General features: G+C 36.6%; 14 protein-coding genes. 3 read left to right on the top strand and 11 right to left on the bottom strand.

The genetic code is table 11. The features are described from left to right. Positions 1–20: 20 nt before the first annotated feature. From panC to K0B81_06455, 7 genes are all read right to left on the bottom strand, one after another. Positions 21–830: a pantoate--beta-alanine ligase gene (gene panC, locus K0B81_06485; protein ID MBW6516244.1), complete on the bottom strand. Its 810-nt coding sequence runs from the start codon at positions 828–830 to the stop codon at positions 21–23. A gap of 38 nt (positions 831–868) precedes the next feature. Continuing rightward, on the bottom strand, positions 869–1,225 hold the full coding sequence (locus tag K0B81_06480; GenBank protein MBW6516243.1) for an aspartate 1-decarboxylase: 357 nt from the start codon (positions 1,223–1,225) through the stop codon (positions 869–871). A gap of 105 nt (positions 1,226–1,330) precedes the next feature. Continuing rightward, positions 1,331–2,347, bottom strand: coding sequence for a tRNA (adenosine(37)-N6)-threonylcarbamoyltransferase complex transferase subunit TsaD (gene tsaD / locus K0B81_06475; GenBank protein ID MBW6516242.1), 1,017 nt, complete (start codon positions 2,345–2,347; stop codon positions 1,331–1,333). Further along, positions 2,340–3,239 (bottom strand): YbbR-like domain-containing protein, encoded by a 900-nt coding sequence (locus K0B81_06470; protein ID MBW6516241.1) that lies wholly within the window; start codon positions 3,237–3,239, stop codon positions 2,340–2,342. The genes tsaD and K0B81_06470 overlap by 8 nt, the downstream gene beginning before the upstream one ends. A 25-nt stretch (positions 3,240–3,264) precedes the next feature. Then, entirely contained in the window at positions 3,265–5,292 is a 2,028-nt protein-coding gene (locus K0B81_06465) for a urocanate hydratase (protein MBW6516240.1), read from the bottom strand. A gap of 17 nt (positions 5,293–5,309) precedes the next feature. Beyond that, complete coding sequence (locus tag K0B81_06460; GenBank protein ID MBW6516239.1) at positions 5,310–6,134, bottom strand: hypothetical protein; 825 nt, start codon at positions 6,132–6,134, stop codon at positions 5,310–5,312. 107 nt (positions 6,135–6,241) lie between these two features. Further along, a complete protein-coding gene (locus K0B81_06455; GenBank protein MBW6516238.1) occupies positions 6,242–6,436 on the bottom strand; it encodes a hypothetical protein in 195 nt (64 codons plus the stop codon). 413 nt (positions 6,437–6,849) lie between these two features. Here K0B81_06455 and K0B81_06450 point away from each other — a divergent pair, with 413 nt between their 5' ends. Beyond that, positions 6,850–7,671, top strand: coding sequence for an HAD family hydrolase (locus K0B81_06450; GenBank protein ID MBW6516237.1), 822 nt, complete (start codon positions 6,850–6,852; stop codon positions 7,669–7,671). A gap of 28 nt (positions 7,672–7,699) precedes the next feature. Here K0B81_06450 and K0B81_06445 read toward each other — a convergent pair whose 3' ends face one another. From K0B81_06445 to K0B81_06430, 4 genes are all read right to left on the bottom strand, one after another. Continuing rightward, positions 7,700–8,932 (bottom strand): MFS transporter, encoded by a 1,233-nt coding sequence (locus tag K0B81_06445; GenBank protein MBW6516236.1) that lies wholly within the window; start codon positions 8,930–8,932, stop codon positions 7,700–7,702. Then, positions 8,929–10,011 carry a DNA replication and repair protein RecF gene (recF, locus tag K0B81_06440; protein MBW6516235.1) on the bottom strand — a complete coding sequence of 361 codons (1,083 nt, stop codon included), beginning with the start codon at positions 10,009–10,011 and terminating at the stop codon, positions 8,929–8,931. Before recF ends, K0B81_06445 begins: the two co-directional genes overlap by 4 nt. A gap of 2 nt (positions 10,012–10,013) precedes the next feature. Continuing rightward, the gene (dnaN, locus tag K0B81_06435) at positions 10,014–11,147 is read right to left on the bottom strand and encodes a DNA polymerase III subunit beta (protein ID MBW6516234.1); all 1,134 of its coding nucleotides are present in this window, start codon (positions 11,145–11,147) and stop codon (positions 10,014–10,016) included. Positions 11,148–11,238: 91 nt separating this feature from the next. Next, entirely contained in the window at positions 11,239–11,511 is a 273-nt protein-coding gene (locus K0B81_06430; protein MBW6516233.1) for an HU family DNA-binding protein, read from the bottom strand. A gap of 343 nt (positions 11,512–11,854) precedes the next feature. Between K0B81_06430 and K0B81_06425 the strand changes: the two genes are divergently transcribed. Beyond that, the gene (locus tag K0B81_06425) at positions 11,855–12,523 is read left to right on the top strand and encodes a peroxiredoxin (protein ID MBW6516232.1); all 669 of its coding nucleotides are present in this window, start codon (positions 11,855–11,857) and stop codon (positions 12,521–12,523) included. 836 nt (positions 12,524–13,359) lie between these two features. Then, a complete protein-coding gene (locus K0B81_06420) occupies positions 13,360–15,180 on the top strand; it encodes a T9SS type A sorting domain-containing protein (GenBank protein MBW6516231.1) in 1,821 nt (606 codons plus the stop codon). Positions 15,181–15,494 lie beyond the last annotated feature (314 nt).

Here is a 15,494-nt window from a genome sequence, read left to right as displayed (position 1 = left end):
AAAAGATCTAGACGGTCAGTTTAGATCTCGATATTATCTATTAATCTGGTACTATCAAAGAAGACTGCTAAGGCAATGCGTGAACCTTTTGATAAATGATCAATTTGCTGCAAGGTCTTACTGTTAAAAGCTTCAATGTAATCTATTTTCCCACCCTTGCTTTCTATCATGATCTTCATCTCTCTGATCACTTCTTTGACATCTGTTATCCCCCTGTGGAATATTTCTTTGGCATGTTTAAGCGATTGAAAGATAGAAGCGGCATTCTTTCTTGTTTCTGAAGATAGATAGCTATTTCGTGAACTCATGGCTAAACCATCTGCCTCTCTGACAGTAGGGCAGCGGATGATTCTGACTTGTAGATCAAGATCAGATATCATCTTCTCTAAGATGACAACCTGCTGATAGTCCTTTTCTCCCATGAACATCAGGTCAGGAATAACAATATTTAGTAGTTTTAACACTATCGTAGCTACACCTCTGAAGTGATCTAACCTGCTCTTTCCGCAGAGCTTATCCTCCAATTCTGTAACGTGTACCCATGTTTTATGATCAGGATCATACATTTGATCATCTTGAGGTATAAAAACATAATCGGCATTAAGATTTTCTAAGAGTTTGAGATCGTGATCAATACTTCGTGGGTAACGCGATAGATCTTCACCTTGTGAGAACTGAGCCGGATTAACATAGATGCTGACAATTACGATATCAGACATCTCTTTTGCTTTTTGTACGAGACTGAGATGTCCTTTATGAAGATAACCCATTGTGGGTACAAATCCAATGATGTTATTTTTTTTTCGGAGATGAGATGTTAGCTCTCTCATCTCCGCTTTATTATCTATTATTGGCGCTCCATGTTTTGTCACAGAATCTTCTCGACTTTGTTATCCTTATCCATAATCAAGATCTTAGGTTTATGATTATCAATATCTTTATCGTCAATCATTCCAAAGGTAGCAATAATGATCTGGTCTCCCGGATAGGCAAGGCGTGCTGCCGCACCATTAACCCCGATCATTCCGCTTCCTCTTTCACCTTCGATAGCATAAGTTGCAAATCTTTGTCCGTTACTCATATTATAGACTTCTATTCTCTCATAAGGTTTTATCCCTGCTTCTTCGAGAAGATTCATATCTATCGTTAAACTACCGGAATAATCAAGTAGAGTTTTCTTTACTGTAGCTCTATGTATCTTAGCTAATAAAACTGTTCTAAGCATTAATCCTCCATGCTTTACTTTGTCTTCCAAGATTTTAGATCAGAAAGAATTGTAAACTATTTTTTGAAACTGTTTATAGAATTTATGAGTAGTTCGATATGTTAGTTAAACAAGTCTTAATCCTTTTGTAGGAAAGGGATTAAGACCAAGACCGGCAAAATCCTCTTCTTTATATTTTTCTATAGCGGCAGCTCCAATCATAGCAGCATTATCCATACAATAGGTCAGAGGTGGATAAAACAACTTAGCGGCTATTTTTTCAGTCTCTTCATGCATCAATTTACGTAATAGAGAATTTGCAGAAACTCCACCGGCGAGGACAATATAGCCAATGTTGTTTTTTTGAGCGAAACGGATAGTTTTAGTTACCAAAGGTTCTATGATCGCCATTTGTACTGAGGCGGCTATATCTGCTCTATGTTCATTAATGTACTCTAAAGACTTATCATTTAAATAGTTAAGAATTGCCGTTTTTAGACCACTGAAACTGAAATCGTAATTATCTCTCTGTTTGAATGCTCTTGGAAAATCGACAAAATTAGGATCTCCATTTTTGGCGAGATTGTCTATTATTGGACCACCCGGGTAACCTAATCCCAGAAGTTTAGCTACTTTATCAAAAGCTTCACCGGCAGCATCATCGTGTGTTCTACCGATGATATGAAAGTTCTTGAATGTAGAGAAATTTACTAATTCTGTATGACCGCCCGAGACTACCAAAGCCAGAAATGGTGGAATTAGATGGGGGTGAGCGATTTTATTAGCAAAAACATGTCCCAGCATATGATTTACAGCAATTAGTGGTTTGTTTAAGGAGTAGGCAAGACTTTTAGCGAAAGAAGTGCCTACCAGTAAACTTCCAATGAGTCCCGGATTTACTGCCACAGCTACAGCATCAATTTCAGCAAGAGTTACATTCGCTTTTGTCAGACATTCATCCGTCAGGGTCATCAGATATTTTATATGCATTCTGGAGGCAAGTTCAGGTACAACACCACCATAATGTTGATGAATATCCTGTGTGGAAACTAAGTTTGCTAAAACCTGATACTCTGAATTAATTAGAGCCACTGCAGTATCATCACAAGACGTTTCTATAGCTAAAATATTAAAGCTATTCATGACGAAAGATCTGTACTTTTTGGGGAGTATAATCTACTAATCTGATATCTTCAGGTAATAAGAATTTTATAGAAGCAAAGTCCTCAGCTTCATCCTCCGGCACATTTATAGAAGCAGTGATCATTTGAGGTCTGATAGTTTGCAATCTCTCAGCTTCTCCCTCGATGATAATAGTAACCGACTGAGGTATGATCATAGACAATCTTTCTTTGGGATATTGGATAGTAATCAAAGGGATAGTTCTCATTATAACAGAAGGAGATTCAAGAACTATTGTGACTATATCAGGTTTTATCCCGACTATACCTTCCGGTATGTCCAATTCTGCTTTAAAAGGTTCAGTATCTTTTACATCATGAGAAGCCAAAGGGAGAGTATTAATTGTTAATAATTTACTAACTACGTTACTTGGTCCGACGATCTCAACCCTGTTTGGCTGAGGAGAAGCATTTCTCTGTCTAAAAAACGTTTCGTCCGCATCAGAAAGATATCTTAGGGATACGGGAATCTGTGCAGTGACACTTCGGTTAAGCACGACAGAGATCTTTTGATTGAAATAGAAACTCAAAATACCACGAAAATGTGGTTCTTCAAAGATTAAATTCCTATCAGTCAATGTCACATCATTATACCCAATATTTAAAGGTGTAGCATCAATTTCTAAGTAATAATCTGATCTTCTAAACTTCAGGATCTCCAGCCCTTTCCCTTCTACAGTGAGTTTTATCTGATGCGGAACTATTTCAGTTACTAAATATTCGTCGGATAAATTAACAAATCTAAGAGAAACCGGAACTTCGGTTCTGTGCGTTCTAAAAAGGTTTTGAGAAAACCAGATTATCAAAACAATAACCAATACTAGAAGAGGGAAGAGGATATTTCTTGAACTCATATTTCTTTTATTTCCAATAACGAAGTTAATTATTTTGCTGGTATTTTGATTGAATCAATTCTTCTACCAGTCCATCTTCAACCAGTTGGGGTTGAGTTATATGACCCGTTTCTTTATTATCTTGGTTCCATTCTTCAACTGTCTTGATGGCATTGGGATTTCTTGCCCAAGCACGACGTGCTACTCCACCCATGACATCCCATGAGAGACCTTTCTTAATGACCTCGTCTATCCGAGTACTACCGTCCAGAACTATACCATTACCTCCATTACTGGAACGACCAATGCCCACTCCTCCACCGTTAGAGAGGACTACCAGAGTCATACCACGAGCTACATTACCGGCAAAACACTGAACTGACATATCAGCAGTAATATTACTACCATCATAGATGTTGGCTGTTTCACGATATGGAGAATCAGTACCCGAAACATCATGATGATCTCTGCCCAACATAACCGGACCAATAATTCTCTTTCTGATTAGATCATTAAATTTCAAAGCGATCCTTATTCGTCCAATTTCATCTGCATAAAGGATACGAGCTCTTGTTCCAACCACGAGTTTGTTTTCTTCTGCTGTAGCTATCCAATGATGGTTATCACGATCATTAGCGCTTCTTTCCGGATCTATACAATCGAGAGCAACCTGATCAGTAGTTCGTAAGTCTTCATCTTTACCACTTAAGCAGACCCATCTAAACGGTCCATAACCTTGATCAAAACATATAGGACCCATAATATCTTCAACATAAGAAGGCCAAATAAAACCATCGTTTGTGTCATGCTGATTTTTAGATATCTCTTTAACTCCGGCATCAAAAACCGAAGCCATAAAACTATTACCATAATCCCAAAAATATGAACCCTTATTTGTAAGATTCTTGATTGCCTGATAATGGCGATGCAAAGACTCATCTACTTTTTGTTTGAATAGATTGAGATCTTTTTTTAGTAGTTCCCGACCCTCTTCAAAAGTTAATCCTGCTGGGGTATAACCCCCTTCATAGACTGCATGACAAGAGGTTTGGTCTGAGACTAACTCTGCTTTGATGTCATTCTTATCCAAATATTCCAGTAAATCTACTACATTACCATGATAAGCAATTGATACTGGTTTTTTTGAAACTCGGTATTCATTTAGCCAATGAGCTATTTCCTCCAAGTTGGCTGAAACTTTTGATACCCACCCTTGAGAGTGTCGAGTTTCTATCCTGCTTTTGTCTACCTCAGCTATGATACCAATACCCCCGGCTATTTCTATAGCTTTCGCTTGCGCTCCGGACATACCACCTAACCCCGAGGTCACATATAGTATTCCATGTAAATCTTTATCCGCTGGAATACCCAGATACTTTCTTCCTGCATTGAGCAGAGTAATATAAGTACCGTGTACTATCCCCTGAGGTCCGATATACATCCAGCCACCCGCTGTCATTTGCCCGTAATTACTGACCCCCATAGCAGCCAGACGTTTGAAATTTTCAGGATTGTCCCATTGACCGATTATTAAACCGTTTGTCGAGATCACACGTGGTGCATTTTCAGAAGAGGGGAAAAGACCGAGAGGGTGACCGGAACTCATGACTAAAGTCTGATCATTTCTCATCTCTTGCAGATATCTCTTGGTTAAAAGATACTGCATCCAGTTCTGAAAGACCTGTCCTGTTTCACCATAAGTAACCAGTTCATAAGGGTAGAGAGCTACATCGAAATCAAGATTATTATCTATCATGACTTGTAAAGCGCGAGCTTCTAAGACACCTTGGTATTCATCAATTGGTTTGCCTTTAATATTTCCTGAAGGTCTATAGCGATAGCCATAAATTCTACCTGTGTTCATCAATTCATCAAGAAATTCAGGTGCTAAGATCTCATGATGCTCTTGAGGAATATAGCGCAGGGCATTTTTGAGGGCAATTATTGTATCTTTTACCGATAGATAAAAGCCCCGGTGGGGAGCTCTTCTGATTCCAGCTATAAAATCTTTCTTCTCAGGTAATTTGTTATCGATAGTGAAGTTGATTATGTTGTCCATATAGTTACTATCCATTTTTTTACTTGATATTCTTAAGTAATATACCCTATTCTTTCAAATTGCTCGATCTCTTTTTCGCCTTTATACAAGTACTCATCAATTTTTTCATATATCGCTTGTAGTACATCAGCAGAGATGTCCTTTTGCTTTGAGCTAATTTTCTGTTTACGAAGTATAAAGACTGTATCAATATAGGGGCATTTTACATCCGGCAATATATTGGGATCTATAGATTCACAGATTATGATGGTTCTTGATTTCCCAAGACTTTTTTTAGCTTTATCAGCATAATGTTCAATATTTATCAGATCGGTTTCATAGAGATTCTTGAAAGAATGGAATACAATCAGTGGCAGAACCACTTCATATTTTTCAAACGTCTTTTTACCAAAAATTCTGAATTGAAAGTCTATCTTTTGCGTAAGTTGCAAGAATTGGGGTGATTCTTTGAAGTCAAAACGTAGGTCTTTCTCCATCATACTGAGATTATAAGGATCAAACTGCACATTCATACTAAAGGATTGCTTACCCCATACTACTCCTTTGTTTCTAAGGATCTTCTGGTTCACAAAGATAGATTCGATATAATCATCTATGTAGCTGGATGATAAGATAGCTGAATTCTTCCTGAATCCATTTTTTGTTGAACGATTGTATTGATACTTCGGATTATCTAATTGTTGCGAGAAATTATTCATTGCGTAAGCTACTTCAGAGAAAAAATCCTTTTCCTCCGGTGACTTTGCTAAAGCTTTCTCTAACTTCCTGAGTTGCAGAGATATCTCATTCATATACATCCGGTTAACTATATTCTTCTCATCTTTCAAGATTCTGAGTAATTCATTACGATAGTACATAGGGATTCCTTATAATAATTTTTCTCATCAATATATGACAGGTGTTTTTGTCAATCATCTTTTAGGTTTATAGCTTTATGAATATTATATTACAGCTGCTCTATATTCTATTCTTCTTTCTTCAACCAAATGTATAATTTTAAAATGGCGATAATGAAGACCACTATGAAAGTGATCCGTAATACAGAGATCACTTCAGACATTGGTCTATCGGTTATCAGAAGAATGACAATAAGCAGGCAGAGTGAAGCAAAGAGAGAATAGAGTCCATTTTTTATCTTTGTTTGGATATTCTTTCTCATAATTGTGTACTCCTTATATGATATAGAAAAAGACCAATCATATTTTGTCCAGACAAAATCCAAGAAATTAACAATAACGGGTTATCACTGCAACAACAATAAACTAGTTTCCTTTTTGAGTAGCAGCACTACATTCTCTCTACCTGCTAAACTTCCTCCTCTCTTTGTCATGCCGAGAAGTCGAGGCATCTCATCACTGATTTTAGCTGAGCATACATAATTTTGCTTTATTAATTTGAGTCGGTGCTGAGATCTCTCCATTTCGCTTCGCTTCAGTCGAGATGACAAAGGAAGAGTGTTCAGTCGAGATGACAATACTTAGTTGCTGTAAAAAAGGGGGATGTGAAGTATAGTAAAAGAATGCTCTTGACATTGAATTATTGGAACAAGAACTTACTTATACAGGTGAAAGGATGAATAAAATAGTTTTTACTGATCTTGATGGTACCTTACTAAACAGTCAATGGCAATTGAGCGCAAGGAACAGAGAAACTCTCAGAAAATTAATTGATAGTGACATAATCATAGTCGTTGTAACCGGTCGTTCACTGTATTCAGCAATAAAAGTGCTCGGAGATGATTTTCCTATGGACTATCTCATCTTTTCTACCGGTGCAGGGATAATGAATTGGAAAACAAAAGAGATCATCTATAAGAAAAACATCTCTGATACTCAAGTCACTTTATGTGTTGAGACCTTCCTGTCAGAAAAGATCAACTTTATGCTGCATAGAGAGATCCCTGATAGTCATTTCTTTTACTACCATCTTGATCATCAAACACCTGAAGATTTTAACCAACGTTTGGATATCTATGCCGAATTTGCCGAACCTTTTAGCATTAACAATCATCATAGTCAGGTAGCTACTCAATTTCTTTCCATCCTAAGACCAGATAGATTTCAAACAGTCTATGATATGATCAAAGAAAGATTAGAAACCCTTTCTATTGTAAAGACAACATCACCATTAACAGGAAGATCATTATGGCTGGAGATTTATGCACCTGAAGTATCAAAAGGGAAGACAAGTAGTTTATTAGCGCAAACATTAGGCGTTTCAGTAGATAATACAATGGCGGTTGGTAATGACTATAACGATTCTGATCTGTTGGAGTGGAGTATGAACAGTTTCGTAGTTGATAATGCTCCTTGGTTTTTAAAAGATAAATATACTACGGTATCATCTAATGATCAAGACGGATTTAGTGAAGCTGTCAGTAAATGGTTAACTTAGTACTTATAGAAAACCTACAGTAATTAGATTATTCTTCTTGCCACTGATCAGCAACCATTTTGCCTTTCAGTTCGTTAACTGTTTGTAGGATAGCCCCTCCGCTAACAAAGAAAAATAGAACAGCCAGTAAAGACCATCTCTGTGATCCGGTAATTCTGGCAATTTCTCCATAAACCAAAGGACCGAAAATCGATGCTAATTTACCTGTTAAAGCATAAAAGCCAAAAAACTCAGTCATTTTTCCTGCCGGTGTAAGAAGAGCCAACATAGTACGACTACTGGATTGACTAGAGCCAATAGCAATACCGGCTAACAAGCCAACAAGATAATATTCTGTTATTGAACGGGAGAAAAAAGCTCCGATCACTACAAAAACCCAGATGATAAGAGTTATACTAATAGTCTTCTTGCACCCTATTTTATCTATTATATAGCCAAAAAATAAAGCACCAACAATAGAGGTTAATTGAGCAATGATAAAATAAACAATTAATTGCTGGGGGGTCATATTGAAACGGGTGGCACCATAAATGGCGGCAAAACTTATAACAACTATAATGCCATCATTGTATATAAAGTAACTGATAATAAAACGACTTAACTCTCTTAATCTACTGATATTTTTCCAAGTGTAGCTGATCCTGTGATGAGCAACTTTCAAATAGTTAGTGCGTTTTGACGGTCTACGGAATTCTTTTAACCAGAAAAATGTGAATAGTGCAAAAAGACCAAAATATAAACCAATAGCAGGGAATACCAATCTTACATCAATATTGACCAAATACAATGATATAAAAAGGGACAACAGACCGCCGACATATCCGACACCCCAACCCCAACCAGATACTTTCCCCAGATCAGAACGCGGTGCGATCTCTGAAAGGAAAGAATTATAAAAGACATTAGCACTGTTGTATCCAAAATTAGCTATGATAAAAAAGAGCATTCCTTTGAAGATATCACCCTGATTAACAAAATAAAGCAGGCAGGTAAAGACGACACAAAGATAGGTATTGATAAAAAGGAATTTCTTTTTGGATCGTGAATGATCAGCAATAGCACCAAATATCGGAGCTGATAACCCGACCATCAACATCGAAATACTAACAGCACGTCCCCAGAGAGCTGTACCTACTTCATCAGAACCGACAACAACATTACGAAAATAGACACTATAGATAACACTAACAATAATTGTAGTAAAAGAGGAATTGGCGAAATCATACATCACCCAGCCAATAATACTTTTAGAGACTTTCATCGTTGTTCTTTTAAACGCTCCATATCTATTAACGAAAGTTGCATTGAACGATATAAGGATGGGGTAGGGGTAGCTATAAATATCTGGTTTTTATCGCCCAATGAATCTATGATCGATTTAGCTCTGATTTCATCTAAATCAGCTAATACATCATCAAAGATCAGAATAGCTGTATCAGTATCTGTAGAAGTTATTAGAGCGGCTAAGGCAAGTTTCACGGCAATAGCAAAACATCTCTTTTGCCCATGCGAGCCGAAGCGGTAAATACTTCTCTTATCAAGAATAAAAAGAAAGTCATCAAGATGAGGACCGATTAATGTTCTTTGATATCTGATCTCGTCTTTCTCTAAGCGAATCAACTCGTTTTTCAAAACTTCTGCTAACTGTGTGTCTGTTCTGTAAGGGTAAGAAAAATTGTAGTTGATCTCAACATTTTCCGCATGATAACCAATCTTCTTATAATGTTCCTGAAGTTCTTTATTCAATATTTTGAGATAGGATAGCCGGGTATTAGTTATTGTAACTGCAGCATCTACAAGTTTATTGTCCCATGCTCTCTTTTCTGCTTTGTTAAAAACTGTTTTCAGAAGAGCATTTCGTTGCTTTAGAAGTTGATGATAGTTTTTTAATAAACTTATATAGCTATAATCACTCTGAGATATTGCCATATCAAAGAATTGTCTTCTATTTTTGGGAGATCCTTCGATGAGATTGATATCGTCTTGCGAGAAATAGACAATTTTCAAATACTTGTAGAGTTCGCTAACCTTAGCTAAGCGAGTATTATTTACTTTTATAAGTTTACGGCTTTTTTTATCAAGCGTGGCTTCAAATTGGAATTTCTTCTTATGATAAACGAACTCAGCTTTGATCTTGAAAAATTCTTGATTAATTTTTATCAGATCAAGATCAGTCAAAGAACGGAAGGATTTGCCATAAGCGCAATATGAGATAGCTTCTAAGAGATTTGTTTTCCCTATTCCGTTCTTACCAAAAAAAACATGACCTTTATCATCGAATGTGAGTGATAGTTGACTAAAATTACGGAAATTGGTTAAGTTTATCGATTGTAATACCAAAACTATTTAAGTCTCAACGGCATCAGAAGAAATACCGGATGATAATCCTTTGGTTCCGGTTCATTATAGATGATCACTTGAGTATTGATAAATCCACCTTCCGGTTGACCAAAAGTCATTTTGACCTTATCAGATTCCAGAACATTCAATACCGATAGGATGTACTTGTAGTTGAACGCAATAGAAAAAGAAGGTCCAGAATACTGGTGATCATCAATAACTTCTGTCGCATCTCCCATCTCTGAATTTACTGAATAAAGAGTGATCTTTTCAGGAGAGATATCGAATTTAATACGGAAAAACTCTTCCGATGCCAGTAATGATACTCTCTTTACTGCCTGACGCAAGGTCCCTTTATCTATCGTTAATGTGTGAGGATTATCTACTTTTAGTACCTTCTCGTAATCAGGAAATCTACCGGGGATAACCTGAGTAATAACTACATAATTATCATAACCGAAGATAATTCGATTAGCTTCAAAGAGAACCTTCAGATCAGGATTCTTTTCTTCTATGACCTTCTCTAAAAAGAACAAACCCTTAGTTGGGATCACATGTTCTAGATCTTCGGCTACAACTAGACTATGCTCTTTCTTAACTTCGACAATCTTTTTGCCGTCAGTAGCTACCATAGTCTGAGAGTCTGTACTGATACGCCAGTAGATGCCGGTGAATATTGGTCGGGTCACTTCCTGCAAAACAGCTATACTGCTAATATTAACCATCTTAGCTAACATCGGTGCAGAAACAGTTAACGCCTTTTCCATATTGATATCAGGTATCTGAGGAAATTGCATATAATCGGCACAGAGTAAAGAAAAGCTGGAATGACTGCAGCGAATTTTCAGGTATTCATTCTCTTGATATAAGTTAATCGGTTTATCTTCCAATGAATTTATGATGTCGGTCAGATTCTTTGCCATAATGGCAACTTTACCGCTCTCGGCTACCTGAGCAGTTATCTTGACCATTACTGTTATCTCTAAATCGGTACAGGTAATCCTTAAACGATTATTCTCTGCATCAGCTTCGATCAAAAAATTAGTCAGGATCGGAGTGATATTTTTAGTTGGTACTATACTTTGTAAGTATTGAATACTGGAAAGTAATTGAGATCTTTCAATTGTAAAACGCATTGTATCTATCCTCTTAGATTATTTTGGTCGTTAAATGAATAAAAGAAAAGCAAGAGTAACGAACTCTTGCTTTTCTTAGCGTCAAAAGATACTACTTAACAATGTCTTTCAGTTTCTTACCGGCTCTAAATACGGGAACTTTTCTTGCTGGAATTTTAATCTTTTTGCGAGTCTGAGGATTGATCCCATTACGAGCTTTGCGTTTACTGACGTCAAAAGTTCCAAAACCAACAAAAGCAACCTTTTGTCCCTTGCTTAAAGATTTCATGATTCCTTCCATAAAGGAATTCAACGCCATCCCTGCGGCTTTTTTAGTAATACCTGCGTCAGCAGCCATTTTGGCCAACAATTCTTCTCGTTTCATAATACCTCCTCATTTTTTGGATATGTTTCTAAGTTCAAGATAGCGAAAACTTTGTCAATCAAAAAAACACTCTTAGCCCTCCTTTTTCTCTTTTATGAGAGAATTCTCTTTAGTTGAAGCTGCTCCAATATTTCATAACTCTTTACTAACAAACAAAATAAGAATCCTGAAATTACTCCATCAGAAACAAATAAATCTCTTCTTGAATATGATTCCTTTTAAATCTATTGCTGCATACGTTATCCTGTAAGGATCATCGTTCAGGGTTATAAATTGTTTTGTCTTTATCTTTATTGAAGCTATAATATCAATAAAACAAAAAACAAAAGATGAGGAGTTAATTATGGAACAGAAAACAGAAAAACAAGGAATGCCATTATTAGGTGATCGAATGCCTTCGATGAAAGTCGTAACTACTCGTGGAGAAATAACTATACCAGATGATTTTAGCGGAAAATGGTTTGTGCTCTTTAGCCATCCGGGAGATTTTACTCCTGTTTGCACAACCGAGTTTGTTGCTTTTCAAAAACTCTATCCACAGTTCAAAGAACTCAACTGTGAATTGATAGGACTCAGCATAGATCAGGTATTTGCTCATATTAAATGGGAAGAATGGATCAAAGATAATCTCCATGTGGACATTGAATTTCCCATAATTGCAGATACAGGTGCGGTGGCTGAAAGATTGGGTCTGATCCATCCAGGAAAAGGCACTAATACCGTTAGAGCTGTCTTTATTGTAGATGATAAGGGAATAATCCGGATTATTTTCTATTATCCTCAAGAACTTGGACGTAATATGGAAGAAATTCTTCGATCAGTGAAAGGTATGCAGTTTGCAGATAATAACAAAGTTGCAATCCCTGCAGATTGGCCTAATAATAGTATCATAAAAGATAGAGTTATTATCCCTCCTGCAAAAGATATTAACACTGCCCGAGAAAGAAAACAAAAAGCCCAACAGGGCGAATATGAATGCTATGATTGGTGGTTTTGTCATAAAAAAGCTTGATGATAACTAATAATAGCTGATATACTCCAAAAGAAAGCCCGTTCGAACTTACCCTCCCTCGACGGGCTTTTTTTATTTTACGTCCTAATTTAACTTTTACATAAGATTAACCTATTGGCATCCTACGAGTCGGCCATAGCCGACTCGTGTACTGCTCAATGATAAAACATCTTTTAGTTATCATTTGGTGCTGATACTCAACAAATATAACTATGAACAACCTTAACTACTAATTGTTCTAATTATTGATTGTTTGAAGGATCTTTTTGTCGGCAGAATATAATGAAGATCGAGTGCTTTAACATGCTTTCCGAATTTGATGCAGTAAGTACTAGATCACTAATGCCCAATCCAGCTTTTATATTGTTTAAAAGGTTCTTCATATATTGTTGTGATGATTTTTCACGACAAATCTAATATAGTAAACGAGATAGACCATTAAAATGTTATAATCCAAATAAAAAATTTTTGTGGAGATAAAGGAAGAGAAAAAAACTATTTTCAAGATAACAAGAAGTGTCAAGACGGCTCAAGAAAAGGAAAAATAAAAATACTTGGAAAAAAAGACATGAAAAAAAATAATAATGCTTGACAAAAAAGCGTAGGTTATTCTATTGTGTAGTCGAGTTTAGATAGATCTTTAACTTTATCGTTGATTATAGCAGAATTCGAAACATTAAATCGAACCTTAAATGTGAAAGAAATCACTATAATCGTATAAGTATAATAATCGTTAGTAAAGTTAACTTCATTAGGAGCAATGAGTTTTTGTATTTAGGTCAAAATTGGTCAGTATTTACGGTAAAAAAAGAGATTTTTTAATTCATGGAGGAATTATGAAGACCTTATTAGTTTTGTTTGTATTAACCTTTGTTTCACTATCTATTTGGGCTGATCCGATCGAAGTATGGGATCAAGATGATTTATTCGACGTAAGATATAATCCGACTGGAGATTATGTTCAGATGGCTGATATCGATCTTGTCGGAGATTGGATTTCGATTAGCACATTTTCCGGAACTTATAACGGTAATGGATTCTATATTGATGGTATTTCACCGAATGGACTGTTTCACGTTATTAACGGAGCAACTATTGAGAATGTAAAATTTACCAATGTTGACATTCATTCTGCTGGTATCGCTGTTGGCACATTGGCTGGTCATGCAATCGATAGTATCATCAAAAACTGCTATACTTCCGACGGTTTGGTTGATATTTACTCTACTCATTCAGATGTTGGTGGAATTGTCGGAATTCTGGAGAACTCATATATGGAATACTGTTATAATACAGTAAATGTTAGAGGTTACGACAGGGTTGGTGGTTTAGTTGGTATAGCTAAAGCGGGAAGCCATATTTATCGTTGCTTTAATGTCGGCGCAGTCGTTGACAGTGACAGAGTCGGTGGTTTGGTAGGGCTCAATGAATATGGAAGTATCATTGAAGAATGCTACGCTGCAAATACAGTTCAAGGACAGGAACAGGTCGGTGGTTTAGTCGGTATTAATTACGGCTACATTCTCAACTCTTTTAAAGTTTGTGATTTTCCTGTCATTGGAGATTATGTCGGTGGTTTAGTAGGACTAAATTTGAGACTTCCACAATTTGATTATGAAGGTGAAAATGCTATTAATGGCCTAATTGAAAACTGTTATACTAATGCCGTTATAGAGCCTTGGGGTGAAGGAGCACATCTTGGTGGTTTGATCGGCTTTGGTGGACCCGGAGGGCCTCCCAATCCTGGTTATCCTGGCACAGGTGCCTATTATGGTGAAGTTATCAATAGTTACTGGGATGCCGACATATCACCCGGTATGTTCCTCTGGTATTGGCCTTATGATCCTGCAGTTACCGGATATGCAAGAACAACTGAACAGATGACTTTACCCTTCGATGACCCTGATACTTATGTAGATTGGGACGGATGGGGCGATGATCATATCTGGAAAGGGGATGCTGATTTGAATCGAGAATATCCAATACTTAGTAATATACCATTCCTTTTTGAATATGATTGTCCTGGTAATGGTAATGGTCAACCTGTCGAACTATCTTCGTTTACAGCTAATGTTGTAGCAGCCGGATCCGTAATACTGGAATGGCGAGCTGAAACAGAGACCAATGTGCTTGGATACAATGTTTTCCGTAGTGATACTAACAATCTGAACGATGCTGTAACTATCAATCCTCGTGTTATTGTTGCTTATAACAGCAGTATGCCGGTTGTCTATTCGTATTTAGATGAAGAAGTATTGGCAGGAACGACCTATAATTATTGGTTACAGTCAGTAGATCTTGATCTGACAACTGCTTTCCACGGACCGGTAGTTGTTACTATTGAAGAGACAACTGATATCCCTGATCCTATATTTACTACTTATCTGAAGCAGAATGAGCCCAATCCTTTCGTTTCTGAAACTAAGATAGCTTTCTCTCTCAGCAGAGAAGATTCTGAGATGGTTGAGTTGAAGATCTATAATGTTAAAGGTCAGTTAATCAGAACCTTACATAACGATCAACATCCGGAAGGAACATATGAAATCCAATGGAATGGTAGAGATGATAATGATAGAGTAGTTCCGTCAGGTATCTATTTCTACAGATTAAGAACACCGAATTACGATAGAATCAACAAGATGATGTTCGTTAAATAAACTAATTCACTTTTCTTTAAGAGCCCGAGTTCAAATGAATTCGGGCTTTTTTTTTGCCCTCAATAATTCACAATAATAAACTTCACTTACTTTTATTATCATATTGTTTTACACTAAACAACATCTTTGATTGTGTTTGAACTTTTTTGATACAATTCACACATCCCCCTATAAATTCATTTACATAATGTCGGTATGGCTTTACCTGTACTGTTTATTACGATTTATTGATGTGAAAAACTTAAGAAGACATCCCATGCAGAAAACTAGTTTCCTTTTTGAGTAGCAGTAGTACATTCTCTCTCCCAGAGAAA

It is taken from the genome of Candidatus Cloacimonadota bacterium (genome assembly GCA_019429305.1).
GTDB lineage: Bacteria > Cloacimonadota > Cloacimonadia > Cloacimonadales > JAJBBL01 > JAHYIR01.
The sequence above is the reverse complement of the archived record's forward strand: the minus strand, read 5'-3'. Positions and strand labels throughout refer to the sequence as shown.

Excerpts from the sequence above, each read along its gene's own strand:
- K0B81_06455 (MBW6516238.1), bottom strand. The coding sequence starts at position 6,436 with ATGAGAAAGAATATCCAAACAAAGATAAAAAATGGACTCTATTCTCTC.
- K0B81_06450 (MBW6516237.1), top strand. The coding sequence starts at position 6,850 with ATGAATAAAATAGTTTTTACTGATCTTGATGGTACCTTACTAAACAGT.
- K0B81_06480 (MBW6516243.1), bottom strand. The coding sequence starts at position 1,225 with ATGCTTAGAACAGTTTTATTAGCTAAGATACATAGAGCTACAGTAAAG.
- K0B81_06470 (MBW6516241.1), bottom strand. The coding sequence starts at position 3,239 with ATGAGTTCAAGAAATATCCTCTTCCCTCTTCTAGTATTGGTTATTGTT.
- tsaD (MBW6516242.1), bottom strand. The coding sequence starts at position 2,347 with ATGAATAGCTTTAATATTTTAGCTATAGAAACGTCTTGTGATGATACT.
- K0B81_06460 (MBW6516239.1), bottom strand. The coding sequence starts at position 6,134 with ATGTACTATCGTAATGAATTACTCAGAATCTTGAAAGATGAGAAGAAT.
- K0B81_06430 (MBW6516233.1), bottom strand. The coding sequence starts at position 11,511 with ATGAAACGAGAAGAATTGTTGGCCAAAATGGCTGCTGACGCAGGTATT.
- panC (MBW6516244.1), bottom strand. The coding sequence starts at position 830 with ATGAGAGAGCTAACATCTCATCTCCGAAAAAAAAATAACATCATTGGA.
- dnaN (MBW6516234.1), bottom strand. The coding sequence starts at position 11,147 with ATGCGTTTTACAATTGAAAGATCTCAATTACTTTCCAGTATTCAATAC.
- K0B81_06425 (MBW6516232.1), top strand. The coding sequence starts at position 11,855 with ATGGAACAGAAAACAGAAAAACAAGGAATGCCATTATTAGGTGATCGA.
- K0B81_06445 (MBW6516236.1), bottom strand. The coding sequence starts at position 8,932 with ATGAAAGTCTCTAAAAGTATTATTGGCTGGGTGATGTATGATTTCGCC.
- K0B81_06420 (MBW6516231.1), top strand. The coding sequence starts at position 13,360 with ATGAAGACCTTATTAGTTTTGTTTGTATTAACCTTTGTTTCACTATCT.
- K0B81_06465 (MBW6516240.1), bottom strand. The coding sequence starts at position 5,292 with ATGGATAGTAACTATATGGACAACATAATCAACTTCACTATCGATAAC.